Consider the following 23,229-nt stretch of genomic DNA (forward strand, 5'->3'; position numbering starts at 1 on the left):
CCAACGACCGTTCCCGCACCCGCTGAGCCAGGGGCCGCACCGCCCCCGAAGCGGAGCGCGCCCCACTCACACACCCGCCGTCCGGCAACGCACCAGCAACCACTCCCCGAGCTTGACCCGTGGGCTCCCCCCGGGGCCGCCACCCTTAGCCAAGGCGGCCCCCACGCCAGAAGCAACCGCAGCCCCAGGACCGCCGAAGCCCCGCTCCCCGCCGACCTCCACCCCGCCCACCCTCCACCCCACCCACCCCGAACGCAGCCGGCCCCCGCGAGTCACGTCCTCGCGGGGGCCGGCCGTTTCATCTGCCTGCAAGTGAAGGTTGAGAAGACGATCACGAGCAGGACGTTCTTGTGTTTGAGCGTGTGCCTGGCGTGCGTGCCTGCGCGTGCGGTTGCGTGCCTGCGTGTGTGCGCGTGCCCTACGGCACCAGCAGCAGGTTGTACGCACGCTCCTTCGCGGCGGCGTAACGCTTCGCCACGTCCTGCCAGTTGACGACCTTCCACATCGCCTCGATGAAGTCCACCTTCTGGTTCTTGTACTGAAGGTAGAACGCGTGCTCCCAGGCGTCGAAGACCAGGATCGGGACCGACCCCTGGCCGACATTCCCCTGGTGGTCGTAGATCTGCTCGACGATCAGACGGCCGCTCACCGGCTCGTACGCGAGCACACCCCAGCCCGAGCCCTGGGTCGTCGCGGAGGCCTTGGTGAGCTGGGCCTTGAACTTGTCGAAAGAGCCGAAGGACTCGGAGATCGCGTCCGCGAGCTCACCGACGCCGTCCTTCTCCAGCGGCTCGCCGCCGCCGTCGCCGGTCATGTTGTGCCAGTAAATGGAGTGCAGGATGTGGCCGGAGAGGTGGAACGCCAGGCTCTTCTCCAGCCCGTTGATCGCACCCCACGACTCCTTGTCGCGCGCCTCTTCGAGCTGCTCGAGGGTGTCGTTCGCCCCCTTCACGTACGCCGCGTGGTGCTTGTCGTGGTGCAGCTCGATGATCTGCGGGTTGATGACCGGTTCGAGCGCCGCGTAGTCGTAAGGAAGTTCAGGAAGTGTGTACATGGCCATGTCCGAGCCCTCCGACTGCTTATTGCGACCTATATGCAAGTGCAGATTAGCAGCAGAAGGGCTTGGAGATGATCAGCCTCCGGTCGTCCGTTGGTCCTAGGACCCGGCGCTCTCCCTCGACGCAGCCGCGTCCCTCGCGATCACCGCGAGGTCGGGGAAGTCGGTCACCACCGCGTCGACGCCGAGCCCGTAGTGCAGGGCGTACTCCCCGAAGACGTCACCGAAGTCGTTGGGCGCGGTGCCCCGGCGGAACTCCAGGGGCAGGAACTGGTTCTCGCAGCGGAAGGTGTACGCCCCGACCTTCAGCCCCGCCGCGTGCGCGTCCGCCAGCAGCGGCGAAGGCGCCACTACCGACGACTTGTCCGGGCCGATCCAGTCGGCGTACTCCGCGATCCGGGCCAGACCGGCCGGCGTCATCATCTCCTTGTATGTCGCCGGGTGGCCGTACGGTCCGCCCGTCGTCCCCAGCGCCTGCCACAGCGGCAGCCGCAGCCGGGCCTCCGCGATGCGCGTCAGGCTCGACGGCTCGAAGGACTGGACGACGCACTCGTGGGCATCCAGCCGGTTGCGCCGGATGACGCGGATGAGTTCCGGCTCGAGCGGGAGGCCGATCGAACGGAAGTAGGTGGGGTGCTTCGTCTCCGGGAACACGGCGATCGTGCGCCCGTACCGCTTCGACAACTTCCGTGCCAGGTCCACGACTTCCTGGAAGGTCATGACCTCCAGACGGCCGTCGAAGACCGTGTTCCTGTTCCTGACCAGCGGCAGGCGCTCCACGGCTCGCAGGGTCTTCAGCTCGGCGAGCGTGAAGTCCTCGGTGAACCACCCGGTGACGGACCGGCCGTCCACCGTCTTCGTCGTACGGCGCGACGCGAACTCCGGGTGCCTGGCGACGTCCGTGGTGCCGGAGATCTCGTTCTCGTGACGTACGACGAGTACGTGGTCCTTGGTCGGTACGAGATCGGGCTCGATCCAGTCGGCGCCGCTCTGGACCGCGTGGGTGTACGAAGCGGCCGTGTGCTCGGGGCGCCACCCCGCCGCGCCGCGGTGCCCGATGACCACGGGCCCCTTGCGCCGCCGCGGCCGCTCATCGGCTGCCGCCGCGCTCCCGGCGGGCATTGCGGCGATGGCCGATGCGGCGGTGGCGGCGCCGGCGGCGAGGAGTACGGATCGGCGTCTCGGCTGTGCGGGCATACGAGTCTCCCTGGAAGATGGGCTGGGGGCTGGGGGCTGGGGGGGCCTGGGGGGCGGCGAGTGCACGATAGGGCGCCTTGTGTCAGTCCCGGGGCGCGTACGGCCCCCTTTCACGCGGTGGCCGGTCGGAGGCCACGCGAGGTTCACTCGGGCTCCGCGGGGCGCGTCGGCCCGGCCCGCCTCCGAACCCGCGGTGCCAGGCGGGGCCGCCCCGGAGCCCCGGAGCCCCGGAGCCCCAGAGCCCCAGAGGCCCGGAGGCCGGAAGCCCCCGAAGCCCCGGGCCTTCGGCAGCCAGCCGCCGCCGCCCCGTCTCCCGTACAGCGGCACCCCGCCGCGCCCCAGCACTTGGCGGAGCCACCCAGGGGTACGACGGGCGACGGGCGGCGCGGACACGGCCGGCGCGGGCACGGGAGGCCCGGGCACGGGAAACTCACCGTCCGGCTTCCCCTCCCGCCTCGCCCCGCGCCCGCCCCCGCGCCTCCGCCAACCGGGCCAGGTGCGCCGCGTATGCCGCCTCGTACCGCTCCGCCCGTCCCGCGTCCGGTTCGACCACCGTCGTCGGGCGGGTCCACGACGGCACGTCCAGTTCCACGCCGTACCGCTCCGCCGCCGCCATCACCGCGCCCCGCGCCCCCACCTCGCCCTCGACCACACGCAGCGGGCGGCCCAGTACGTCGGCGAACAGGCGCAGCCAGGCCGGGGAGCGCGTCCCGCCGCCGCACACCGCCAGGTCGCCGGTGAGGCCCGCCGCCTCCAGGCAGTGGCGGGCGGCGAAAGCGATGCCCTCGCACGTCGCCCGGACCAGGTCGCCCTTCGACGTCTCCAGCGACACGCCGGTCAGCTCCGCCCGCAGCCTCGGTTCCACGAACGGCGCGCGCTCGCCCGACGGCGCGAAGTAGGGCAGCACCCGCACCCCGTTCGACCCCAGCGGTGTCGTCTCCAGCAGCGTGTCGACCTCGTCGTGCCGCACGCCCGTCGTCCTCAGCACCCAGTCCAGCGCCGCCGTGCCCACCATCGCCGGCATCGCCCGCAGCCACTGGCCCTGCCGGTCGGTCGAGATGTGGAGCCCGGCCGGTTCGCCGCCCTCCAGGTCGAGTACGTCCGTGGCGACCAGCGACGCCAGGCAGGTGCCGATGATCAGCAGCCCGTCCCCGGGCCGCGTCACTCCCGCGCCGAGCGCGCACGCGGGCAGGTCGTACGGGCCGTCCGCGATCCGGGTTCCGGCCGGCAGGCCGGGGCCACGCGTCTCGCCCACCGCGACGGGGTCGGCGACGGGGGCGAGCAGCCCGCGCCGGTGGCCGAGGCCCAGCAGGGTCAGGGTCTCGTCGTCGTACGTCCGGGTCCGCGGGTCAAGGAACGGCATGGACGCGTCCGAGACGTCCGTCGCCCGCACCCCCGTCAGACGCTGGAAGACCATGTCCTTGCAGTACAGGGCCGTGGCGGCCGCATCCAGCGCCTTCGGTTCGTGCCGGTCCAGCCACCCCAGCACCGGACCCGGGCAGCCCGGGAACATCGCGCTGCCCGTGCGCCGGAAGACGGCGGTGAAGACGTCCGACGCCATCCACTCGTCGAGGAGTTCGGCCGCCCGGCCGTCCATCCAGGAGATGGCGGGCCGCACCGGCCGCCCCTGGGTGTCCACCAGCCACACCCCGTCGCCCTGGCCCGTGAGCCCGGCCAGCTCGACCGGGCCCCGCAGCCCCGCCGTCAGTGTCGCGAGGACCTCCACGACCGCGGCATACACCTCCTCCATGTCCTGTTCGACGAAGCCGCCGCGGATGTCGAGCGCGACGGGGCGGGACTCGACCGCGACCTGCCGTCCCGACGCGTCGAAGGCCGCCGCCTTCACCATCGACGTGCCCACATCGATTCCGACGTACAACATCCCGGGCGACCTCCTCAAGGTCAGGTCACAGGCCAAGTCCCGCGACAGATCAGGTCAGGCAGTGCGCCAGAGGGCTTCCGGCGGCGTACCGCGCCACCTCGGCCGCCGCGATCCGCGCCGCTTTCTCCGCCACCTGGCGGCTCGCCCCGCCCAGGTGCGGCGTCAGCACCACGCCGGGCACGCCCCGCAGCCGCGCGTCGGCCGGCAGCGGCTCCTGTTCGTACGTGTCGAGCGCGGCCCCCGCCAACCGGCCGCTCTCCAGCGCGTCGCACAGCGCGTCCGTGTCGACGAGCGGCCCCCGCGCCACATTCACCAGCACGGCCCCGCGCGGCAGCAGGCCCAGCTCGCGCGCGCCGATCAGGCCGCGGGTCTCGTCCGTGAGGCGCGCATGCAGGGTGACGACCCGCGACCGGGACAGCAGCGCGTCGAGCGAGGCGACCCGTACGCCGTGCACATCGCCGCGCACGTACGGGTCGTACACCTCCACCTCCGCACCGAACGCGCACAGCACCCGGGCGACCCGGCTGCCGACCGCGCCGTAACCGATCAGCCCGACCCGCGTGTCCTCCAGTTCGGGCCCGCACCGGTCGTACGTGTAGTACGAGCCGTCCCAGACCCCGCGCCGTGCCAGCGAGTCGTGGGTCTCCGGGATGCGGCGCATCGCGGCCAGCATCATCCCGACGGTGAACTCGGCGGTGGCGGCCGCGTTGCGGCCCGGCGCGAAGCACACCTGCACACCGCGTGCCCGCGCCGCCTCCACGTTGACGTTGACGGGGCCGCCGCGGCAGACGACGACGAGCCGCAGTGCGGGGGACGCCTCCAGCACGCGCTCCGTGAACGGCGCCATCTGCGTCACGCACACCTCGACATCGCGAAGCGCCTCGATCAGCGCGTCCTCGCAGTCGCTCGCCTCGTCGACCTCGGCGACTTTCGTGAAGGGTTCCAGCGGCCAGGGGAGGGTGAGTTCGGTCAGCTCGAAGGGGGACGCGGTGACGGCGGCGTCCACGGCCTCTCCGATCAGTGAGTTGAGGACGAAGTGGTCACCGGCTGCCAGGATTTTCATCGCAGAGCCTCTCCTGTCTCGGCGTCGAAGACATGCGTGAGCTGCGGGTCCGCGGTCACCCGCACGGTTTCGTCCCGGTCGAGGCGCACCTCGGGACCGGTCTGTACGACGAGGGGCTCGGCCACCGCGTCGAGGGCGAGCGTGGCGATACCCGACTCCAGGAGCGGTTCGTGCGCGCTGACCCTCGCCCTTACGGAGGCGTGCGGGTCCTCGTCCGGCTCCGCGAACCGCAGATCCTCCGGCCTGATCCCCAGGACCACCTCCCGCCCCACCACCAGGCGCACCGGAACGGCCAGCCGCACGCTGTCCGAGAGACGCACCCGCGCGTCGGCCTCGACGACCCCGGGCAGCAGATTGATCGCGGGCTCCCCGACGAAGTCGGCCACGAAGAGGTTCGCCGGACTGTCGTAGATCTCGTACGGCGTGCCGAGCTGCTGGATGACGCCGTCCTTCATCACGGCGATGCGGTCGGCCAGCGACAGCGCCTCTTCCTGGTCGTGCGTGACCAGGATGGTGGTGTGCCCCAAGTCCTGCTGGATGCGCTTGAGTTCACGCCGTGTCGTGTCGCGCTGCGCCGCGTCCAGGTGCGAGAGCGGCTCGTCGAGCAGCAGTACGTCCGGCTCGCGGATCAGCGCCCGCGCCAGGGCCACCCGTTGCTTCTGGCCGCTGGACAGCCCGCCCGGACGCGCGCCGAGCAGCTCCGTCAGACCGATCCGCTCGGCCATGTCCCGTACGCGCGAAGCCACTTCCCGGCGGGGCCTGCCGCGCGCCGCGAGCCCGAAACCGAGGTTGTCGGCGACGGTGAGCGGCGGGTAGAGCGCGTAGTTCTCGAAGGCGACCCCGATGTTGCGCTGCTGGGCGGGGATCCTCACCACCGAGTCGCCGCCGACGAGGATGTCCCCGGCGGTCACCGACTCCAGGCCCGCGATCATCCGCAGGGTGGTGGACTTGCCGCAGCCGGAAGGGCCGAGCAGGCCGAGCAGCTCACCGGAGCGCAGCTCCAGGTCGATGCCCCGTACGGCCTCCACCGGGGGGCGGCCCCGGGAGACGTACGTCTTGCACAGCTCGCGCAGCGCCAGCTCAGTCATGGTTCGGGCCTCCCGTCGCCGCGTCCCCAGCCCCGGTGGCGGCCGCGACCGCCGCAGCCGTCGGGCACACCTCGTACGGGACCTTGTGCTCGTCGAGGTCGCGCAGCAGCTCCGCCGACGCCCCGTCGTCGACCAGTACCAGGTCGAAGCGGGAGAGCGGGGCGAGGCGGTGCAGGGCGACCCGGCCGAGCTTGGAGTGGTCGAGCAGCAGAACGTTCTTCGCGGCGGAGTCGAGCATGGCCCGCTTGACGGAGACGATGTGCTGCTCCTGGTGGTAGGCGAAGCCGCCGGAGACGGCCGACGTCGACGTGAAGCAGATGTCGACCTGGAGGAGCTGGACGGCTTCCACGCAGGAGACGCCCAGGAACGACGAGTGCAGGGGATCGTAGTCGCCGCCGAGCGCCATCAGGTGGATGCCGCGCTCGCCCGACAGCAGAGTCAGCGCTTCGAGGAAGTTGGTGACGACGGTCAGCGGCGTGACGGAGCGGGGACCGAGCCGGCGCGCTATCTCCAGCGTCGAGGTCGAGTCGTCCAGCATCACCGCCATGCCCGGCTCGATCAGCGTCAGCGCGTACTCGGCGACCGCTGCCTTCTCCGCACGCATCGTCTTGAGCCGGTACGCGACGTTCGACTCGAAGACGCCGGACGGCTGGGCGGTCACCCCGCCCCTGAACTTCCGTACCAGCCCCTGGCGTTCGAGCTCGTCCAGGTCGCGGTGGATGGTCATCAGGCTCACGTCGAAGCGCTCGGCCAGCTCGGCGGCGGTCGCCGAGCCCGCCGCGAGGACCCGTTCGGCGATGGCCGCCTGCCGGGGTGCGGGGCCGCGCTCCCGCCGGCCGTCGCTCATGCGGTGATCCTTCGCCCCGGCCGGTCCGTCCCGTCCGCACCGTCCGCCCCGAACAGCAGCAGGTTCTCCGGCCGTACGGTCAGCCTCACCGGTGCGTCCGGCCGCAGCCCGGCGGCGTCCGCGCGCGGCACGACCAGCGACAGGTGCTGTGCGCCGAGCCGTACGGTGACCTCGGTGGCGCGGCCGAGGACTTCGGTGATGTAGACGGTGCCCATGAGCTCGATGCCGCCGGGCCCGAGGGCCGAGGAGCCCAGCGACAGATCGCGCGGCCTCACCCCGATCTGCACGGCGGCGCCGGGTACGACGGACCGTACCGGCGGTGCGTCCGGCGAGGTCAGCGGGATCTCGAAGAAACGGTCGGCGGACAGGAAGGTGCGGTGGCCCGTGAGGGTCCCCGGCAGCAGATTGATGCGGGGCTTGCCGAAGGAGCGGGCGACGAAGGTGTCGTGCGGCTGGTGCCAGATCTCCTCGCGCGTACCCGTCTGGACGATCCTGCCGTCCCGGATCACCCCGATGCGGTCGCCGAGCGCCAGCGCCTCCACCGAGTCGTGCGTGACGTACAGGGTCGTGGTGCGCCGGACCGCGCCGATGGCCTTGAGCTCGGCGCGCATCGCCTGGCGGAGCTTGGCGTCGAGGTGGGACAGCGGCTCGTCGAGGAGGAACGCGCGGGCGGGCCGCACCAGGACCCGGCCGAGCGCGACCCGCTGGCGCTGCCCGTTGGACAGCCGGCCCACCGGGCGCTCCAGGAGCGCGCCGATGCCGAGGAGGTCGGCGATGGCGCCGACGCGCTCGCGCGCCTCGGCGGCGGGCAGCTTGTAGCGGGGGGAGCGGAGTGGGGACGCGAGGTTGTCGTACGCGCTGCGGTGCGGGTAGAGGGCGTACGACTCGAAGCACATCGCGACGCCCCGGTCGTACGGCTCGACTCCCGTCATGTCGGTGCCGTCGATCGAGACCGTTCCCGACTGGGGCTGCTCCAGCCCCGCGACGGTCTTCAGGGTCGTGGTCTTCCCGGCGCCGGACGGCCCGAGCAGGCAGAAGAACTCGCCCTCCCGTACGTCGAGTTCGAGACCGTCGAGCGCCTTGTGCTTCCCGTACGACGTGTGGATGCCGCGCAGCGAGATCGCGGAGCTCATCAGGACTTCACCGCCCCGAAGGAGAGCCCGCGCACCAGATACCGCTGGATGGTGAGCGCCAGGAGCAGCGGCGGGATCACCGACACCAGGGCGGCCGCCGCCGTCAGGTTGTACTTGGGGCGGTCGCCGCCGAGGAAGGAGAGGGCGCCGACCGTGACCGTCTGGGCCTCGGACGACGTCAGGATCAGCGGGAAGACGAAGTTGTTCCAGGCGAAGATGAAGGCGAGCAGCGACACAGCGGCGATGCCCGGCTTGACCAGCGGCAGCGCGACTTTGAAGAAGGCCTGCTTCCTCGTGTAGCCGTCGAGCAGCGCGGCCTGCTCCAGCTCGGGGGAGAGGTCGGAGAAGTACGAGCGCATGATCCAGACGATCAGTGGCAGTGTGACGAGCTGGAGCACCCAGATCATGCCGACGTACGTGTCGAACAGCCCGAGCTTCTGGTAGAGCACGAACAGCGGGATGATCACGGTGAGTTCGGGTGCGAACCGGAACGACAACAGCGTGAACATGAGATTCTCCGAGCCCCGGAACCGCCACCTTGCCGCCGCGTAGGCGGCGGGCAGCCCGATCACGAGAGACAGCCCCACGGCCCCCAGCGACACCACCAGGCTGTTGACGAAGAACCGCAGGAACGGCACTCCCTCGTCGTTCCCCGCCCCGAGGACCGTCCTGTACGAGTCGAGGGTGGGCGTGAACGAGAAGTACGTACTGAACAGCTCGTTCGCCGGCTTCAGCGACAGAATGATCATCCAGGCGATCGGGAAGAGCGCGAAGACGAAGTAGAGGATCAGCGCCCCGTCGGCGGCGATCGCGATCAGCCTGTTTTTCAGGTCGCGCCTCACTTGGGCACCTCCGCCGCCCGGTTCTGGATCGCGCCGAGATAGCGCACCAGCACCATCGTCACCAGGTACACCACCGCCCACAGCACGATCATGTAGCTGATCCCGAACGAGTACCGCTGGAAGCGGATCGCCTCCAGGTACGCCCGGATCTGGAGCACCACGGTCGAGTCACCGGGCCCGCCCTCGGTCAGGGCGTAAATGATGTCGAAGACCTTCAGCGAGTCCATGAACCGGAAGATCACCGCCACCAGGACGTACGGCCAGAGCATCGGCAGCGTCAGCTTCCGGAACGTGAACCACCACCCGGCCCCGTCCACCGCCGCCGCCTCGAACGGCGATACGGGCAGCGACCGCAGTCCGGCCAGCGCAAGGATCGCCACGAACGGCGTGTAGACCCACACGTCCACCGCGATCGACGACAGCAGCGCGCCGGACGGGGTGTCCGTCCACTGCACCCCACCCATCCCGAAAGGCTTCAGCAGGTAGTTGATGACACCGACGCTCGGCTGGAGCATCAGCTTCCACATGATTGCGGCGATCACGGGCGCGATCATCAGCGGCAGGATGAGGATCTTCTCCAGTACGCGTCCGACCCGCGTCGAGCGGTGCAGCAGCAGCGCCACACCCACCCCGAGCACGGTCTCGACGGCCGCCGCTCCCACCGCGTACAGCACCGTCACCCAGGCCGAGTCCCAGAAGGACGATTCGCTGAAGATCCGCCGGTAGTTCTCCAGCCCGACCATGTCCGGCTGGGGCTTGCTCGCAGCGAAGTCGAAGACCGTGTAGTACAGCCCGAGTCCGAAGGGATAGAGGATCCCGCCGGTGAGCAGCAGAGCGGGGACGATCAGCAGGTACGGCCGCAGCGACCGCCGCCAGCGCGGAACCACACGCGCCGGCGGCCGGCCCCCCTCGCGCGAGGCCGCCCCGTGGCCGGTCTCGCTGAGGGACGAGGACATCGGGCTGTCACCCGACCTTCGAAGCCAGGTCGCTCGCCAGGCCGTTCAGAACCGACGTGGCGTTCTTGCCGCCGTAGATCTCCTGGAGCGATGCAGCCCAGCTCGTCGTCGCGTCGAAGAACTGCTCCTGCGGCGTGAACTGGATCTTCGTCTCGTCGACGACCGTCTCGAAGGTCTCGATGAAGCCTTCCAGCCCCTTCATCTTGTCCTTGTACGCCGCGTCCTGGCTGACGGACTTCCTGACCGGGTCGATGTGGTTGCCCTCGATCGCCGCCTTGCGCAGATGCTCCTTGCCGGTCGCCCACTGCAGGAACAGCCAGGCCGCGTGCTTGTTCTTGCTCTTGGCGTTCATGCCCAGCGACCAGATCCACATGTTCGTGGCGAGCGACCCGTCGGGCCCCTTCGGCCCCGGATGGAAGGCGATCTTCCCCGAGGCGGGTGAGGCGCCCTTCACCGCCTGGAAGTAGGCGGCCGTATCGGCGTCGAAGAGCATCCCGGCCTTCTTCGCGCCGAGGTCGCTGGAGCACTGGTACCAGGTGTACGAGGTCCAGGACGGCGGCCCGCCCTTCTTGACCATCTCCGCCCAGTCCTGGGTGAAGGCGACGGCCTCCGGGGTGTTCATCGCGGGCTTGATCTTCCCGCCGTCGACCGTGAAGTCCTTGAGCCCGTAGCGCGAGTACATCGTCATGAAGCCCGGGTGGATCGTCGCCCAGCTCCGCGACCCGCGCACCGCGACGCCGTACATCCCGTCGAAACCGGCGCCCGGCGCCTTCCGCTTGATCGCGCCGGATACCTCGCGCAGTTCGTCGAACGTCTCGGCCGGTTTGAGCCCCAGCTTCTTGAAGACCTCGGTGTTGTACGCGACGACGTTCGTCTCCCAGCCCCACGGCAGCGCGTACTGCCCGCCCTGTCCGAGCGGGGCACCCGCCTTGAGCGACCACTGGTCGGCCTGGAGGAGATTCGGGAAGAAGTCGCTCTGGTCCCACTCGGCCCCGGTCGCCGAGGAGTTGCTCATCCACGGGCCGAGGTCCTCGAGCCACCCCGGCGGCCCGTACTGCCAGACCATGTAGGCGCCGAGCATGAAGATGTCGTACGAAGCACGGCCGCTGGACAGATCGACGGTGAGCTTGTCGAAGTAGTTGTCCTCGGGGAAGACGTCGTACTCGACCTTGATGCCTGTCTTCTCGGTGAACGACTTGAGATCGGCGATCAGCGCATCGGTGTAAGGGTGCTTGTTCAGCAGCGCCTTGACCGTCTTGCCCTTCGCCTTCTTCCAGTCGAAGGAGCCGGTGACGTCGTCGGCCGCCGACCCGCCGCCGTTCTTGTTCTCGTCGCTTCCGAAGCCGGCGCCGCAGGCGCTCAGCAGCGGGGTGGCCGATGCGGCCGCCGTGAGGGCGAGGAACCGCCGCCGGTCATGTACGCGCATGTCCATCCCGACCTCCGCCAACACGTGCAGTCGATTGGTTAACAGAGCTTGGAACAGCGGTAGTTGGGCGTCAATCCCTCGCGCAACGGAATATCTCGGTGCACAGTGAGAAGTTCACAGGCGGCGCCGATACGCGCGGGAGGATCGTGTGCGGTCCGACGAGTCTCACGAGTCCCACCAGTCCCACGAGTCCGACAAGTCCGTCAAGGACGCAGCATGGCTGGGCATCGACCTCGGTACGCAGAGCGTCCGGGCGGTGGTCGCGACCACCCGCGGACACCTGCTGGGCAGTGGCTCGGCGCCGCTGACGGGCCGGCGCACCGGTGTGCGCCACGAGCAGGACCCCGGCGACTGGTGGGCGGCCGTCTGCGCCGCGACCCGGGCCGCGCTCACCGGCGTACCGGCGCGCAGACTCCGCGCGCTGGCGGTCTGCTCCACCTCGGGCACGGTCCTCCTCACCGACCCGTACGGCCGGCCGATCACCCCCGGCCTGATGTACGACGACGGGCGCGCCGCACCGGAGGCCGACGAGGCGGGCGTACCGCCGAGCTGGGGCCTGCCGAAGGCACTCTGGCTGGCCCGGCGCCGCGACGGAACCGTGGCAGGGCGCCGCCCGGTGCGCATCGCCCACCAGGCCGACGCGGTGACCGCACGGCTCACCGGCGGCCCGGTCGCCACCGACTCCAGCCACGCGCTGAAGACCGGCTACGACCTGGAACGCGCCAGCTGGCCCGAGGAGGCCCTCGCCCTCCTCGGCCTGCCGACCACCCTCTTCCCCGACGTCGTACGCCCCGGAACCCGCCTGGGCACCGTCGCCGAGGCCGCGTCGGCCGAGACGGGCATCCCCACCGGCACCCTGGTCGTCGCCGGTATGACGGACGGCTGCGCGGCCCAGATCGCCTCGGGTGCCTTGCGCATCGGCTCCTGGAACTCCGTACTCGGCACCACTCTCGTCCTCAAGGGTGTAGCCGCCGTCCCCGTCCACGACAGCACGGGCATCGTCTACAACCACCGCTCCCCGGACGGCAACTGGCTCCCGGGCGGCGCGTCGAGTGTGGGCGCGGGTGCCCTGACTGCCGCGTTCCCGGGCGCGGACCCGGCCCGTCTGGACCGCCTGGCGGCCCGCCACGAGCCGTCCGTCTGCCTGGCCTACCCCCTCACATCCCAGGGCGAGCGCTTCCCCTTCCGCGCCCCGGACGCCACCGCCTTCGTCATCGGCGGCGGTACGTCGGAGGGCGACCGGTGGGCAGCGCTGCTCCAGGGCATCGGCTACGCGGAACGCCTGTGCCTGGACTACCTGCACTACCTGGGCGCACCGGTCGACGGCCCCCTCACGTTCACCGGCGGCGCGGCACGCAGCGCGTACTGGAACCGCCTGCGCACCGACATCCTGGGCCGCCCGTCCCGCATCCCCGAACAGACCGAACCGGCCCTGGGCATGGCGGTACTGGCGGCGTACGGGGCGGGGGAGGCGGACGACTTGTCGGGGGCAGCGGACGGCATGGTCCGCATCCGGGAGGTCCTGGACCCCCGCCCGTCCCGCACGGCGGCGTTCGCAGACCCGTACGCCCGCCTGGTCGACGAACTGGAACAACGAGGCTGGCTACCGAAGCCGGTGGCGTCCCACGCCCTGGCAAGACTGGAGAAGTGACCGGACGAAAACCGGCGGGCCCTCCCCGTTTGGGCACATCCAGCCCGTCCGGCGTTTGAGGACAGGGGCCTGGGGCGGAGCCCCGGAAAAAGAGCCGCAAGCACGCGCGGACCCCCTGGCCGCGAGGCCAGAGGGTCCGTTCACACAGCGAAGGTTCGCTCAGTCGCTCTTGCCCGCGCCCGCATCACCGGCAGGCTCCTCGGCCTCGGCCTCGGCCTCGGCCTCGGCACTGGCCTCGGGCTCGTCACCGGCGTCTGCCTTGGCAACAGAAACCGGGCCCGCCTCGGCGTCAACGTCGGCATCGGCATCGGAGACCGAAGCCACCGCCGCCCCGGCACCGCCACCGGCAACCACCTCCGGCTCCCGCACCATCTGCAGGACAAACCCCACCACAGCCAGGAACAGCGTCAGCCCACCGCTCCAGTACAGCTGCAGCCGCGTCCCTTCCTCACGCGCCATGAGGACGAAGACCGCCGCCATTCCCGCGAGCGCCACCCACGTCAGGACCGGGTAGAACCACATCTTCACGACGAGCTTCTCCGGCGCCTCGCGCTCGGTCCGGCGCCGCAGCAGCAGCTGCGAGACGGCGATGAAGATCCAGACGACCAGGATCAGCGCGCCGATCATGTTCAGCAGCCACTGGAAGATGTCGTTCGGCCGCCAGTAGCTCAGCAGCACGCACACGAAGCCGAACACCGAGGACACCAGCACGGCGATGCGCGGCACACCGCTGAAGACCGCGCCGAGCGCCTTCGGGCCCTGACGGCGCGAAACCAGCGAGCAGGCCATGCGCGAGGCGCCGTAGACGTTCGCGTTCATCGCCGACAGCAGGGCGATCAGCACGACCACGTTCATGATCTGACCGGCGGCGGGGATCCCCAGGTGGTCGAGGGTCGCGACGTACGGACCCTTCGCGACGACGGCCTTGTCGTTCCACGGTACGAGCGTGACGATGACCGCCATCGACCCGATGTAGAAGATCGCGATGCGCCACATCGCCGTACGCACGGCCTTGGCGACACCCTCGACCGGACGCTCGGACTCGGCCGCCGCGATGGTGACCGTCTCCAGGCCGCCGTACGCGAAAACCGAGGCCAGCAGTCCGACGATGAGCCCCTCGGAGCCGTTCGGCATGAAGCCGCCGATGCCCGTGAGGTTCTCCGCGCCGGGGGAGGGCGTGTCGGAGCCGGGCAGGAGGCCCAGGATCGCGAGGGCGCCGATGCCGAGGAAGACGGTGATCGCGCCGACCTTGAGCGCGGCGAACCAGAACTCGAACTCGCCGAAGTTCTTCACGGCCGCCAGGTTCGTGCAGCAGAACAGCAGCATGAAGAGGGCGACCCACGCCCACTCGGGCGAGTCCGGGAACCAGCCCACCATGATCTTCGCGGCGCCGATGCCCTCGAGGCCGACGGCCACACAGAGCAGGAACCAGAACGCCCAGCCGGCCGTGAAGCCCGCCCACGGCCCGATCGCGCGCTCCGCGTGTACGGAGAAGGAACCGGAGGCCGGATTGGCGGCCGACATCTCGCCGAGCATGCGCATCACGAGCATGACCAGCAGACCGGATATGGCGTACGCGACGATGATCGAAGGACCGGCGGCGGCGATACCCGCGCCCGACCCCACGAAGAGTCCCGCGCCGATGACACCGCCGAGGGCGATCATCGACAGGTGGCGTTGCTTGAGTCCGTGCGTGAGCGGCGAGTCGACCTTGTTGTCGACAGTGCCGACAGTGTCGGCGGTGTCGGCGGCGCCGGCATCCTCGACAGGCGCCGGCGCGGAAGTCCGAGACATGGGTGTGCCCTGTTCAGTAGCTGAGACCGGGGGGAACAGACGCCACAGTCTGAGTACGCGCACCGCTCACGGGGAACACCTGACCGCTATACGGACACCACGCTCACACCTTGTGAACACTCACGCACGCCGCGCACGCATCTCCCTCACCATCGCCACCAGCAACACCGCCCCGGTCGCCCCGGCCGACCACAGCAACTGCGGCCGCGCCGCGTCATCGGTGAGCATCAGAAGGAGTACGCCGCCGAGCCCGGCCAGCGTGACCCAGGTGAGCCAGGGGAAGCCCCACATCTTCAGCGTCAGTGTCTCGGGTGCCTCACGCTCGATCCGCCGGCGCAGCCGCAGCTGCGACGCGGCGATGAGCCCCCAGACGAACAGCAGCACCGCGCCCACGGCGTTGAGCATGTAGAGGAAGACGGTGTCGGGCCACAGGAGATTGAGGAGTACGGAGACGAACCCGAAGGCGACCGAGGCCAGCACGGCCCGGCGCGGAACCCCACCGCCCTCGCCTCCCGACACCTTGAGCAGCCCCTTCGGCGCCTCACCGCGCTCCGCGAGCGAGAAGACCATGCGCGAGGCCCCGTACAGATTGGCATTGAGCGCGGACAGAAGTGCGACGAACACCACGATGTTCATGATCTGCCCGGCGGCCGGGACGCCGATCGCGTCCAGCACGGTGACGTACGGGCTGAGCCCCGCCTTCTGTGCGGTCCAGGGCAGGACGGTCACGATGACCAGCATCGACCCGACGTAGAAGAAGAGGATGCGCCACACGGCGGCCCGTACCGCACGGGCGACATTGCGGGCCGGGTCCTCGGTCTCGGCGGCGGCGATCGTGACGACCTCCAGGCCGCCGAATGCGAAGACCACGGTGAGCACGCCCGAGACGACGCCGTCCCACCCGTTCGGCAGGAAGCCGCCCTCACCGGTCAGGTGGGTGAGGCCGACGGGTTCCGTGTCCGGCAGCACTCCGAAGATCGCCAGCAGCCCGAGCCCGAGGAACAGCACGATCGCCGCCACCTTGAGCGCGGCGAACCAGAACTCGAACTCGCCGAAGTTCTTGACGGCCGCGAGGTTTGCGCAGGTGAACACCACCATGAAGATCAGCACCCAGGCCCACTGCGCGATGCCCGGCACCCAGCCGTGCGCGATCTGCGCCGCCGCCGTCGCCTCCACCGCCAGCACCACGACCAGCAGGAACCAGTACAGCCATCCCACGCTGAAACCCGCCCACCGCCCGAGCGCCCGCTCGGCATGCACCGAGAACGAGCCGGACGCGGGCATCGCCGCCGACATCTCGCCGAGCATGCGCATGACGAGCATGGCGAGCGCGCCCGCGATCAGGTACGAGAGGACGATCCCGGGGCCCGCGACCGCGATCCCGGCGCCGGAGCCGACGAACAGACCGGCACCGATCACCCCGCCGAGGCCGAGCATGGTCAGGTGGCGCTGCTTGAGCCCGTGGGCGAGGGGCTCGGCCGTGGCGTCTTGCATGTCGCTCGCAGCTCTAGAAAACGTTCAAGGGAATTTCTCACGTGCCATTTGGCAGGAACCTACAGTCTCGCCGAGCCCGCCCCTTCTCCGCAAAACGGCCGTCCGGGCCCCGGACCTCAGTGACGAGCATCACGCAATCACGGGATTACCGTCCGCTCTTTGTGTGAACCCCACCACTGCGCCAACCTCCGCTTTGTCGGCGGCTGACGGTGATCGCTCGTTGGCCCCTGGGCTACGGTCACGAGGTCCTTTGTGTCCACGCCCCCATCCTCCGCGGAGTCCCGATGAGCACTGCTGCCGCCCCCGCCCGCACCGGAGCGGTCCTCGCCGACCTGCTGCCGTCCACCACCACCGCCGCCCGGGCCTTCGCCCGCGACGCGGCCCTGGTGCTCGGCGGCGCCGCGCTCACCGGCATCGCGGCCCAGATCGCCGTACCGGTCCCGGGCTCCCCGGTCCCCGTCACCGGCCAGACCTTCGCGGCACTGCTCGTCGGCACGGCCGTCGGCGCCCGCCGCGGCTTCCTCTCCCTCGCGCTGTACGCCCTGGTCGGCATGGCCGGCGTGCCGTGGTTCGCGGGCGGTACCTCGGGCGCGGGCGGCGCGTCCTTCGGTTACGTACTCGGCATGCTGCTGGCCGCCACCGTGGTGGGCGCGCTGGCCCGCCGGGGCGGCGACCGCTCGGTGCTGCGCACCGCCGGCACGATGGTGCTGGGCTCGGCCGTCATCTACGCGGTCGGCGTGCCGTACCTCGCCTTCTCGACCGGTATGTCGCTCGGCGCGGCCGTGGCGGCGGGCCTGGTCCCGTTCCTGATCGGCGACGCGCTGAAGGCCGCGCTGGCGATGGGCGCGCTGCCGACGGCGTGGAAGCTGATCGGCGACCGCGGCTGAGTCCGCTCGTACATGACGCGGAAGGGCCCGCACCTCGTAGGCGAGGTGCGGGCCCTTCCGTATGTCCGGCTGCTCGGAGCTACAGCGAGCCGACCGAGTCCTCGACGCCACTGTGCTCGGCGTCGGCTGCGGCGTCCTTGCCGCGCCGCAGCTTCTCGCGTACGAACGCGATGGCCACGACCACGGCCGCCACCAGCAGCGACAGCAGCACCTGCTCGCGCGCCGCGTCGTCGAACGCCATGTAGACGATCACGAAGGTGATCATCGCGGCAGTCGCCCACGTCAGGTACGGGAAGAGCCACATCTTCACGATCAGCTTCTCCGGCGCCTCGCGCAGGATGATGCCGCGCATGCGCAGCTGCGTGAAGCAGATGACCAGCCACACGAACAGCGCCACCGCGCCCGAGGAGTTCAGCAGGAACGCGAACACCGTGTCGGGCCACTTGTAGTTGAAGAACACCGCGACGAAGCCGAAGGCGACGGACGACAGGATCGCCGCCGTGGGAACACCCTGCTTGTTCGTACGGGCGAACGCCTTCGGCGCGTCACCGCGCCGGCCGAGCGAGAAGGCCATGCGGGAGGCGGTGTAGAGCCCGGAGTTCAGGCACGACAGCACAGCCGTCAGCACGATGACGTTCATGATCTGACCGGCGTGCGGGATGCCGATCGAGTTGAGAGCGGCGACGTACGAGCCGTCCTTCAGGATCGACTTGTCGTTCCACGGCAGAAGCGTCAGCACGACGAAGATCGAACCGAGGTAGAAGACGCCGATGCGCCAGATCACGCTGTTCGTGGCCTTTGTCACGGCGCGCTGCGGGTCCGACGACTCGCCGGCGGCCAGCGTGACGATCTCACTGCCCATGAACGAGAAGACGACCATCAGCACACCGGTCAGGATCGCGCCGGGCCCGTGCGGGAAGAACCCGCCGCTGTCCGTCAGATGCGCGAATCCCGTACCCGGGTTGTCGGAGCCGGGCAGCACGCCGAAGACGGCCAGCAGGCCGATGATCACGAAGCCGCCGATCGCGACGACCTTGATCCCCGCGAACCAGAACTCGAACTCGCCGTACGACGAGACGGACACCAGGTTCGTGGCGGTCAGCACGACCATCACGATCAACGCCCAGCCCCACTGCGGTACGGCCGGTATCCACCCTTCGAGGATCTTCGCGCCGGCCGTCGCCTCGACGGCGAGCACCACGACCCAGAAGAACCAGTAGAGCCAGCCGATGGAGAACCCGGCCCAGCGCCCGAGCGCGCGGTCCGCGTACGCCGAGAAGGAGCCGGACGTCGGGTTCGCGGCGGCCATCTCGCCGAGCATCCGCATGACGAAGACGACGAGGGCGCCGACGAGTGTGTACGACAGGAGGATCGCCGGACCGGCGGCCGCGATGCCGCCGCTGGATCCCACGAAGAGGCCGGCGCCGATGACGCCGCCAATGGCAATCATGGACAAATGGCGGTTCTTGAGACCGGCCTGGAGACCGTCGGAGGACTGCGGATTCCCTGGTTCTACGGGGCTTCCGCCTGCCTTCGCAAGGGTCGGCTGGGCGCTCATGCACAATCCTTAGCTTCTTGGGGCACTCGGGTTACGAGCCATGGCATTCAAGCGGGAAGTGACGCAGGACGGAAGACCCGATTCCGGATCGTTGTACGAAATCCGCAGCACGTCCCCCGACGCGCACCCGACGGTCACCCCGGCGACAGCTACCCGGGCGCCCCCGTGCCACACTCGTCACATGCGCGTGTACCTCGGTTCCGACCATGCCGGATACGAACTCAAGAACCATCTCGTCGAGTGGCTGAAGGCCCACGGGCACGAGCCCGTCGACTGCGGCCCCCACATCTACGACGCCCTGGACGACTACCCGCCGTTCTGCCTGCGTGCCGCGGAGAAGGCCGCCGCGGACCCGGAGAGCCTGGGCATCGTCATCGGCGGCTCCGGCAACGGCGAGCAGATCGCCGCGAACAAGGTCAAGGGCGTACGCGCCGCGCTGGCCTGGAGCGAGCAGACGGCGGCGCTCGGCCGTGAGCACAACGACGCCAACGTCATCTCGATCGGCGGCCGGATGCACACGCAGGAGGAGGCGACGAAGTTCGTGGAGATCTTCCTCGCCACCCCGTACTCCGGCGAGGAGCGCCACCAGCGCCGCATCGACATGCTGGCCGCGTACGAGCAGACCGGCGACCTCCCCCCGATCCCGGCCCACCACCCGCAGCAGCCGTAACCCGTCCCGCCCTCGCACCGCGACGCCGAACAAGCCACGCGGTGCGGGGATGGAGCGACGCCCACCACCCCACGGTGCGCCAGGGCGGTACTCGCAGGACAGGGCACGCCCCCCGGCCCGCTCCTCACGGGGCCAGGAGGGGACGTGCCGGGGCGCCCCCCGCAGGGCGTTGAACGCAACCACCGCGAACGGAACAACGCGGTACCCGAACGTTCGACGCCTGAGGAGCCGCCACGGCGCGGCACCGACCCCGAGGCCCCCGCACCCGCCCTCCGCACAGCCCAGCAGCAACGCGCGACACCCGCAGGAGACGCAGACGCATGCCCGAGGGGCACACCATCCGCCGGCTCGCGGACGACCACCGCGCCCGCTTCGTCGGCGGCCCGGTACGCGTCACCAGCCCGCAGGGCAAGTTCGCGGACAGCGCGGCCCTCCTGGACGGCACGCTGCTCGCCACCGCCGACGCGCACGGCAAGCACCTGTTCCTGGGCTTCGAGCACACCGGCTGGGTCCACATCCACCTCGGCCTCTTCGGCAAGCTCGGCTTCGGAGCGACCCCGGCCCCGCCGCCCACCGACACGGTCCGCCTCCGCCTCCTCAACGCCGGCCACTACGCCGACCTGCGCGGCCCCACCACCTGCGCCCTGATCACCGACGGCGAGAAGCAGGCGATACACGACCGCCTGGGCCCGGACCCGCTCCGCCCCGACGCCGCCCCCGACCGGGCCTGGCAGCGCATCTCCCGCAGTCGCACCACCGTCGCGGCGCTCCTCATGGACCAGAAGGTCGTCGCGGGCGTCGGCAACGTCTACCGCGCCGAAGTCCTCTTCCGGCACGGCATCGACCCGTACCGCGCGGGCAAGGACCTCACGCGCGGCGAGTGGGACGCGATCTGGGCGGACCTGGCCGTCCTCATGCGCGAGGGAGTACGCAACAACCGCATCGACACCGTCCGCCCCGAGCACATGCCCGAGGCGATGGGCCGGCCGCCACGCGTCGACGACCACGGCGGCGAGGTCTACGTCTACCGCAGGGCGAACCTGCCCTGCCACATCTGTGGCGGCGAGATCCGCACCGCCGGTCTCGCCGCCCGCAACCTCTTCTGGTGCCCGGGCTGTCAGGGTTGACCGTGGGGCAGGTGCCGGTCCACACCCCGTCCCCCGGACGGGGGTACGGGGCACTGCGTCCGGGGGAGATCAGAACCCGTGCGGAAGCCACGGCGCGACCGTGGCGCCGAAGGCAAGGGACGTCTCCGCCAGCGCACCCGGGCGCAGCTCCCGCACCCGCCCCGCCGCCGCCAGCGAGGCGAGGCTGACGCCGCCGAGGTACGCCGCACCCAACTCCCGTACGGACAGTTCGAGATCAGCGGCCTCGTCCGTACGCTTGCACGACGCACCCCCCTTGGCGTCGCCGGTGAGCCGCCAGCGCCCCTCGTTCCAGGGGCAGAACGTGTCCGTCACCTCGAAGACCACATCCACCGGCGCCTGGTACGCACGCGCCTCCAGCGCCGCCCCCAGCCCCACCAGCCGCACGTACAACGAATCCCGCAGCCGTACTTCGCACCGCCGGATGTCGGAGACAAGGTGCTGCCAGGCGTCGTCCACCGGCCGGTTCCGCATCCGGATCTTCGACGTCAGGTCGATGTCGAAGAGGAAGCGCCACAGCGCCGCGTTCGCCGCCGGGTCGAGCGCTTCCAGGTCGCGCAGCACGACCGCGCCGTCGGAGCCGGCCCATCTCCACTCCGGCTTGAACTGAAAACGGGCGTACCCCACCACGTCACCCGCGCGCTCGGCCAGCACGCACCGCAGGGGCGACGCACCGTCGCGATCGCTCTCCGGGTCGAGCAGCGGCATCCGGTCCCAGTACGGCCGGCGCGCGAGCATCCCGGGCCGGTCCGGTACGTTCCGCGCGTACACCGTCTCGCAGGCGTCCCGCGCGTCCGCCGGCTTCGCGAACCTGAGCCGTACGTCGTCCGTGCCCGCCGGCACCTCCAGCCGCACCCGCGCGGTGTCGATCTCGGCCGACAGCTGCTGCGTCGCGGCGCCGTACCCGAAGCGGCCGTAGATCGCGGGCTCCGACGCGGTGAGCAGCGCGAGCGGCTCGCCCCATTCCCGTACGTCATAGAGCTGGCGTCGCATCATCTCGGTCAGGACCCCGCGCCGCCGGTGCGTCGTCGCGACGCTCACCAGGCTCACCCCGGCAGCCGGCACCAGTGCGCCGCCCGGAACGGACAGCCGGAAGGAAAACGCGCTGGCCGTGCCGACGCACTGCTCCCCGTCCCAGACGCCCAGGCTCCGGGCCGGATCGGTCACCGCGCGGTCGAAGTCCCGCTCCTCCGCGCTCTGCGCCACGCCCCCGAAAGCGAGTTCGACCGCCTCGAGCCAGTCGTCCCACTCGCTCGCCTGCAACACGCGTAATTCGGTGGTCATATGCCATGCCTACCAGGCCTCCGGCATTCGAGCGACCCAATTTCGAACACAATGTCACAGGGGTCCCCCTGCGGAGGAGCGGCAGGGATGGATAGGGTCCACCGCAATGGCAGCTGGAGTGGGAACCGAATCGTTCTCGGCACGGACGCGCAAGTCGGCGCACCGGGCCCGGATCGCGCTGCGCAAATCCGGCGTCGACTACTTCAGGGGCGACGGCTCGGACTGGATCGCCCTGGCGGGCCTGCTGCTGACCGTCCCGGCGATCGTCCTCGGCACGATCGTGTCACCGGTCTGGTGCGCGCCGGCCCTGCTGGTCCTGCCGATCGTGGCCGGTGGCCTGCTGCTGCGCCCGGCCAGCCTGCTCGGTCTGTACGCCGCGGCCGCCACCGGACTGATCGTCGAGTCGATCGTGCTCGGCCCCTATACGCAGGGCCCGGCCACGGTCACGCCCGGCACGGTCCTCACGGTCGCCGCCTGCGGCTTCTTCGGCCTGATCATCGCCCAGTTCCGCGCCAGGGTCGGCGTCCCCTGGCGACGCGGCGGCACGATGCTCTTCGACCTGCGCGAACGCATCCGGGTCCAGAGCGCGCTGCCCCGCCTCCCCAAGAGCTGGCACAGCGAGATGGCGCTGCGGCCCGCGGGCGGCCAGTCCTTCTCCGGCGACTTCGTGGTCGCGGCCCGCACCAACGGCGGCCGCACCCTGGAGGTCGTCCTCACCGACGTTTCGGGAAAGGGGATGGACGCGGCTTCGCGCGCGCTGCTCCTGTCCGGGGCGTTCGGCGGCCTGCTCGGCTCGCTCCCGCCCCACGGCTTCCTCCCCGCCGCCAACGGCTACCTGCTGCGCCAGGACTGGGACGAGGGCTTCGCGACCTCCATCCACCTGGTGCTGGACCTGGACTCCGGCGACTACGAACTCCTGTCGGCCGGCCACCTCCCAGCACTCCAGCTCCACGCGGGAAGCGGCCGGTGGGAGGAGAAGTCCGGCGAGGGACCGCTGCTCGGGGTGTACGACGGTGCCCAGTTCGACTCGTGCAAGGGCTCGCTGGCGCCCGGCGACGTCCTGATGCTGTTCACGGACGGCCTGGTGGAAGCCTCGGGCCGGGACATCGCGGAAGGCATCGACCGCCTGACGGGCGAGGCCGACCGCTATGTGTCCTGCGGCTTCGAGGGCGCGGCCTGGCACCTGATCGAAGCGGTGGCGAAGGACGTCAACGACGACCGTGCCCTCCTCCTGATCTGCCACGACGCGTAAGGC

The 23,229-nt window shown here is 70.5% G+C and carries 19 protein-coding genes; 5 read left to right on the forward strand and 14 right to left on the reverse strand.

The window, feature by feature from the left end:
- Positions 1 to 418 precede the first annotated feature (418 nt).
- The 10 genes from ACWIHY_RS17595 to ACWIHY_RS17640 all read right to left on the reverse strand — a co-directional run bounded on the left by ACWIHY_RS17595 (position 419) and on the right by ACWIHY_RS17640 (position 11,491).
- Positions 419 to 1,060 carry a superoxide dismutase gene (locus ACWIHY_RS17595; RefSeq protein WP_454376541.1) on the reverse strand — a complete coding sequence of 214 codons (642 nt, stop codon included), beginning with the start codon at positions 1,058 to 1,060 and terminating at the stop codon, positions 419 to 421.
- 96 nt (positions 1,061 to 1,156) lie between these two features.
- Positions 1,157 to 2,254, reverse strand: a complete 1,098-nt coding sequence (locus tag ACWIHY_RS17600) for a glycerophosphodiester phosphodiesterase family protein (RefSeq protein WP_454376542.1) — start codon at positions 2,252 to 2,254, stop codon at positions 1,157 to 1,159.
- 430 nt (positions 2,255 to 2,684) lie between these two features.
- Positions 2,685 to 4,133, reverse strand: a complete 1,449-nt coding sequence (locus tag ACWIHY_RS17605) for an FGGY family carbohydrate kinase (protein ID WP_454376755.1) — start codon at positions 4,131 to 4,133, stop codon at positions 2,685 to 2,687.
- Between the two features lie 52 nt (positions 4,134 to 4,185).
- Positions 4,186 to 5,199 carry a 2-hydroxyacid dehydrogenase gene (locus tag ACWIHY_RS17610; RefSeq protein ID WP_454376543.1) on the reverse strand — a complete coding sequence of 338 codons (1,014 nt, stop codon included), beginning with the start codon at positions 5,197 to 5,199 and terminating at the stop codon, positions 4,186 to 4,188.
- Positions 5,196 to 6,287 carry an ABC transporter ATP-binding protein gene (locus ACWIHY_RS17615; protein WP_454376544.1) on the reverse strand — a complete coding sequence of 364 codons (1,092 nt, stop codon included), beginning with the start codon at positions 6,285 to 6,287 and terminating at the stop codon, positions 5,196 to 5,198. Before ACWIHY_RS17615 ends, ACWIHY_RS17610 begins: the two co-directional genes overlap by 4 nt.
- Positions 6,280 to 7,134, reverse strand: a complete 855-nt coding sequence (locus tag ACWIHY_RS17620; protein WP_454376545.1) for a DeoR/GlpR family DNA-binding transcription regulator — start codon at positions 7,132 to 7,134, stop codon at positions 6,280 to 6,282. The genes ACWIHY_RS17615 and ACWIHY_RS17620 overlap by 8 nt, the downstream gene beginning before the upstream one ends.
- A complete protein-coding gene (locus ACWIHY_RS17625; protein WP_454376546.1) occupies positions 7,131 to 8,267 on the reverse strand; it encodes an ABC transporter ATP-binding protein in 1,137 nt (378 codons plus the stop codon). The genes ACWIHY_RS17620 and ACWIHY_RS17625 overlap by 4 nt, the downstream gene beginning before the upstream one ends.
- Entirely contained in the window at positions 8,267 to 9,109 is an 843-nt protein-coding gene (locus ACWIHY_RS17630; RefSeq protein ID WP_454376547.1) for a carbohydrate ABC transporter permease, read from the reverse strand. Before ACWIHY_RS17630 ends, ACWIHY_RS17625 begins: the two co-directional genes overlap by 1 nt.
- Positions 9,106 to 10,065 carry a carbohydrate ABC transporter permease gene (locus ACWIHY_RS17635; RefSeq protein WP_454376548.1) on the reverse strand — a complete coding sequence of 320 codons (960 nt, stop codon included), beginning with the start codon at positions 10,063 to 10,065 and terminating at the stop codon, positions 9,106 to 9,108. The genes ACWIHY_RS17630 and ACWIHY_RS17635 overlap by 4 nt, the downstream gene beginning before the upstream one ends.
- A gap of 7 nt (positions 10,066 to 10,072) precedes the next feature.
- Positions 10,073 to 11,491: an ABC transporter substrate-binding protein gene (locus ACWIHY_RS17640; RefSeq protein WP_454376549.1), complete on the reverse strand. Its 1,419-nt coding sequence runs from the start codon at positions 11,489 to 11,491 to the stop codon at positions 10,073 to 10,075.
- A gap of 148 nt (positions 11,492 to 11,639) precedes the next feature.
- Here ACWIHY_RS17640 and ACWIHY_RS17645 point away from each other — a divergent pair, with 148 nt between their 5' ends.
- The gene (locus ACWIHY_RS17645) at positions 11,640 to 13,142 is read left to right on the forward strand and encodes an FGGY-family carbohydrate kinase (RefSeq protein WP_454376550.1); all 1,503 of its coding nucleotides are present in this window, start codon (positions 11,640 to 11,642) and stop codon (positions 13,140 to 13,142) included.
- 159 nt (positions 13,143 to 13,301) lie between these two features.
- On the opposite strand, the gene ACWIHY_RS17650 is transcribed toward ACWIHY_RS17645, so the two are convergent.
- Both ACWIHY_RS17650 and ACWIHY_RS17655 read right to left on the reverse strand, forming a co-directional pair.
- Positions 13,302 to 14,936, reverse strand: coding sequence for an amino acid permease (locus tag ACWIHY_RS17650; RefSeq protein WP_454376551.1), 1,635 nt, complete (start codon positions 14,934 to 14,936; stop codon positions 13,302 to 13,304).
- A 120-nt stretch (positions 14,937 to 15,056) separates the two neighbouring features.
- Complete coding sequence (locus ACWIHY_RS17655; protein WP_454376552.1) at positions 15,057 to 16,430, reverse strand: amino acid permease; 1,374 nt, start codon at positions 16,428 to 16,430, stop codon at positions 15,057 to 15,059.
- 284 nt (positions 16,431 to 16,714) lie between these two features.
- Between ACWIHY_RS17655 and ACWIHY_RS17660 the strand changes: the two genes are divergently transcribed.
- Positions 16,715 to 17,317: a biotin transporter BioY gene (locus ACWIHY_RS17660; RefSeq protein WP_454376553.1), complete on the forward strand. Its 603-nt coding sequence runs from the start codon at positions 16,715 to 16,717 to the stop codon at positions 17,315 to 17,317.
- A gap of 79 nt (positions 17,318 to 17,396) precedes the next feature.
- Here ACWIHY_RS17660 and ACWIHY_RS17665 read toward each other — a convergent pair whose 3' ends face one another.
- Positions 17,397 to 18,875, reverse strand: coding sequence for an amino acid permease (locus tag ACWIHY_RS17665; protein WP_454376554.1), 1,479 nt, complete (start codon positions 18,873 to 18,875; stop codon positions 17,397 to 17,399).
- A 181-nt stretch (positions 18,876 to 19,056) separates the two neighbouring features.
- Here ACWIHY_RS17665 and ACWIHY_RS17670 point away from each other — a divergent pair, with 181 nt between their 5' ends.
- Entirely contained in the window at positions 19,057 to 19,545 is a 489-nt protein-coding gene (locus ACWIHY_RS17670; RefSeq protein ID WP_454376555.1) for a ribose-5-phosphate isomerase, read from the forward strand.
- 320 nt (positions 19,546 to 19,865) lie between these two features.
- Positions 19,866 to 20,672: an Fpg/Nei family DNA glycosylase gene (locus tag ACWIHY_RS17675; RefSeq protein WP_454376556.1), complete on the forward strand. Its 807-nt coding sequence runs from the start codon at positions 19,866 to 19,868 to the stop codon at positions 20,670 to 20,672.
- A 69-nt stretch (positions 20,673 to 20,741) separates the two neighbouring features.
- Here ACWIHY_RS17675 and ACWIHY_RS17680 read toward each other — a convergent pair whose 3' ends face one another.
- Positions 20,742 to 21,974, reverse strand: a complete 1,233-nt coding sequence (locus tag ACWIHY_RS17680; RefSeq protein WP_454376557.1) for a GNAT family N-acetyltransferase — start codon at positions 21,972 to 21,974, stop codon at positions 20,742 to 20,744.
- A 106-nt stretch (positions 21,975 to 22,080) separates the two neighbouring features.
- Here ACWIHY_RS17680 and ACWIHY_RS17685 point away from each other — a divergent pair, with 106 nt between their 5' ends.
- Positions 22,081 to 23,226 carry a PP2C family protein-serine/threonine phosphatase gene (locus ACWIHY_RS17685; protein WP_454376558.1) on the forward strand — a complete coding sequence of 382 codons (1,146 nt, stop codon included), beginning with the start codon at positions 22,081 to 22,083 and terminating at the stop codon, positions 23,224 to 23,226.
- The last annotated feature ends 3 nt before the right edge of the window (positions 23,227 to 23,229 follow it).

The organism is Streptomyces sp. NPDC055287 (assembly GCF_053646035.1).

Coding starts and splice junctions, on each gene's coding strand:
- ACWIHY_RS17595 (WP_454376541.1), bottom strand. CDS start 1,060: ATGGCCATGTACACACTTCCTGAACTTCCTTACGACTACGCGGCGCTC.
- ACWIHY_RS17600 (WP_454376542.1), bottom strand. CDS start 2,254: ATGCCCGCACAGCCGAGACGCCGATCCGTACTCCTCGCCGCCGGCGCC.
- ACWIHY_RS17610 (WP_454376543.1), bottom strand. CDS start 5,199: ATGAAAATCCTGGCAGCCGGTGACCACTTCGTCCTCAACTCACTGATC.
- ACWIHY_RS17615 (WP_454376544.1), bottom strand. CDS start 6,287: ATGACTGAGCTGGCGCTGCGCGAGCTGTGCAAGACGTACGTCTCCCGG.
- ACWIHY_RS17620 (WP_454376545.1), bottom strand. CDS start 7,134: ATGAGCGACGGCCGGCGGGAGCGCGGCCCCGCACCCCGGCAGGCGGCC.
- ACWIHY_RS17625 (WP_454376546.1), bottom strand. CDS start 8,267: ATGAGCTCCGCGATCTCGCTGCGCGGCATCCACACGTCGTACGGGAAG.
- ACWIHY_RS17635 (WP_454376548.1), bottom strand. CDS start 10,065: ATGTCCTCGTCCCTCAGCGAGACCGGCCACGGGGCGGCCTCGCGCGAG.
- ACWIHY_RS17640 (WP_454376549.1), bottom strand. CDS start 11,491: ATGCGCGTACATGACCGGCGGCGGTTCCTCGCCCTCACGGCGGCCGCA.
- ACWIHY_RS17650 (WP_454376551.1), bottom strand. CDS start 14,936: ATGTCTCGGACTTCCGCGCCGGCGCCTGTCGAGGATGCCGGCGCCGCC.
- ACWIHY_RS17655 (WP_454376552.1), bottom strand. CDS start 16,430: ATGCAAGACGCCACGGCCGAGCCCCTCGCCCACGGGCTCAAGCAGCGC.
- ACWIHY_RS17660 (WP_454376553.1), top strand. CDS start 16,715: ATGAGCACTGCTGCCGCCCCCGCCCGCACCGGAGCGGTCCTCGCCGAC.
- ACWIHY_RS17665 (WP_454376554.1), bottom strand. CDS start 18,875: ATGAGCGCCCAGCCGACCCTTGCGAAGGCAGGCGGAAGCCCCGTAGAA.
- ACWIHY_RS17670 (WP_454376555.1), top strand. CDS start 19,057: ATGCGCGTGTACCTCGGTTCCGACCATGCCGGATACGAACTCAAGAAC.
- ACWIHY_RS17675 (WP_454376556.1), top strand. CDS start 19,866: ATGCCCGAGGGGCACACCATCCGCCGGCTCGCGGACGACCACCGCGCC.
- ACWIHY_RS17680 (WP_454376557.1), bottom strand. CDS start 21,974: ATGACCACCGAATTACGCGTGTTGCAGGCGAGCGAGTGGGACGACTGG.
- ACWIHY_RS17685 (WP_454376558.1), top strand. CDS start 22,081: ATGGCAGCTGGAGTGGGAACCGAATCGTTCTCGGCACGGACGCGCAAG.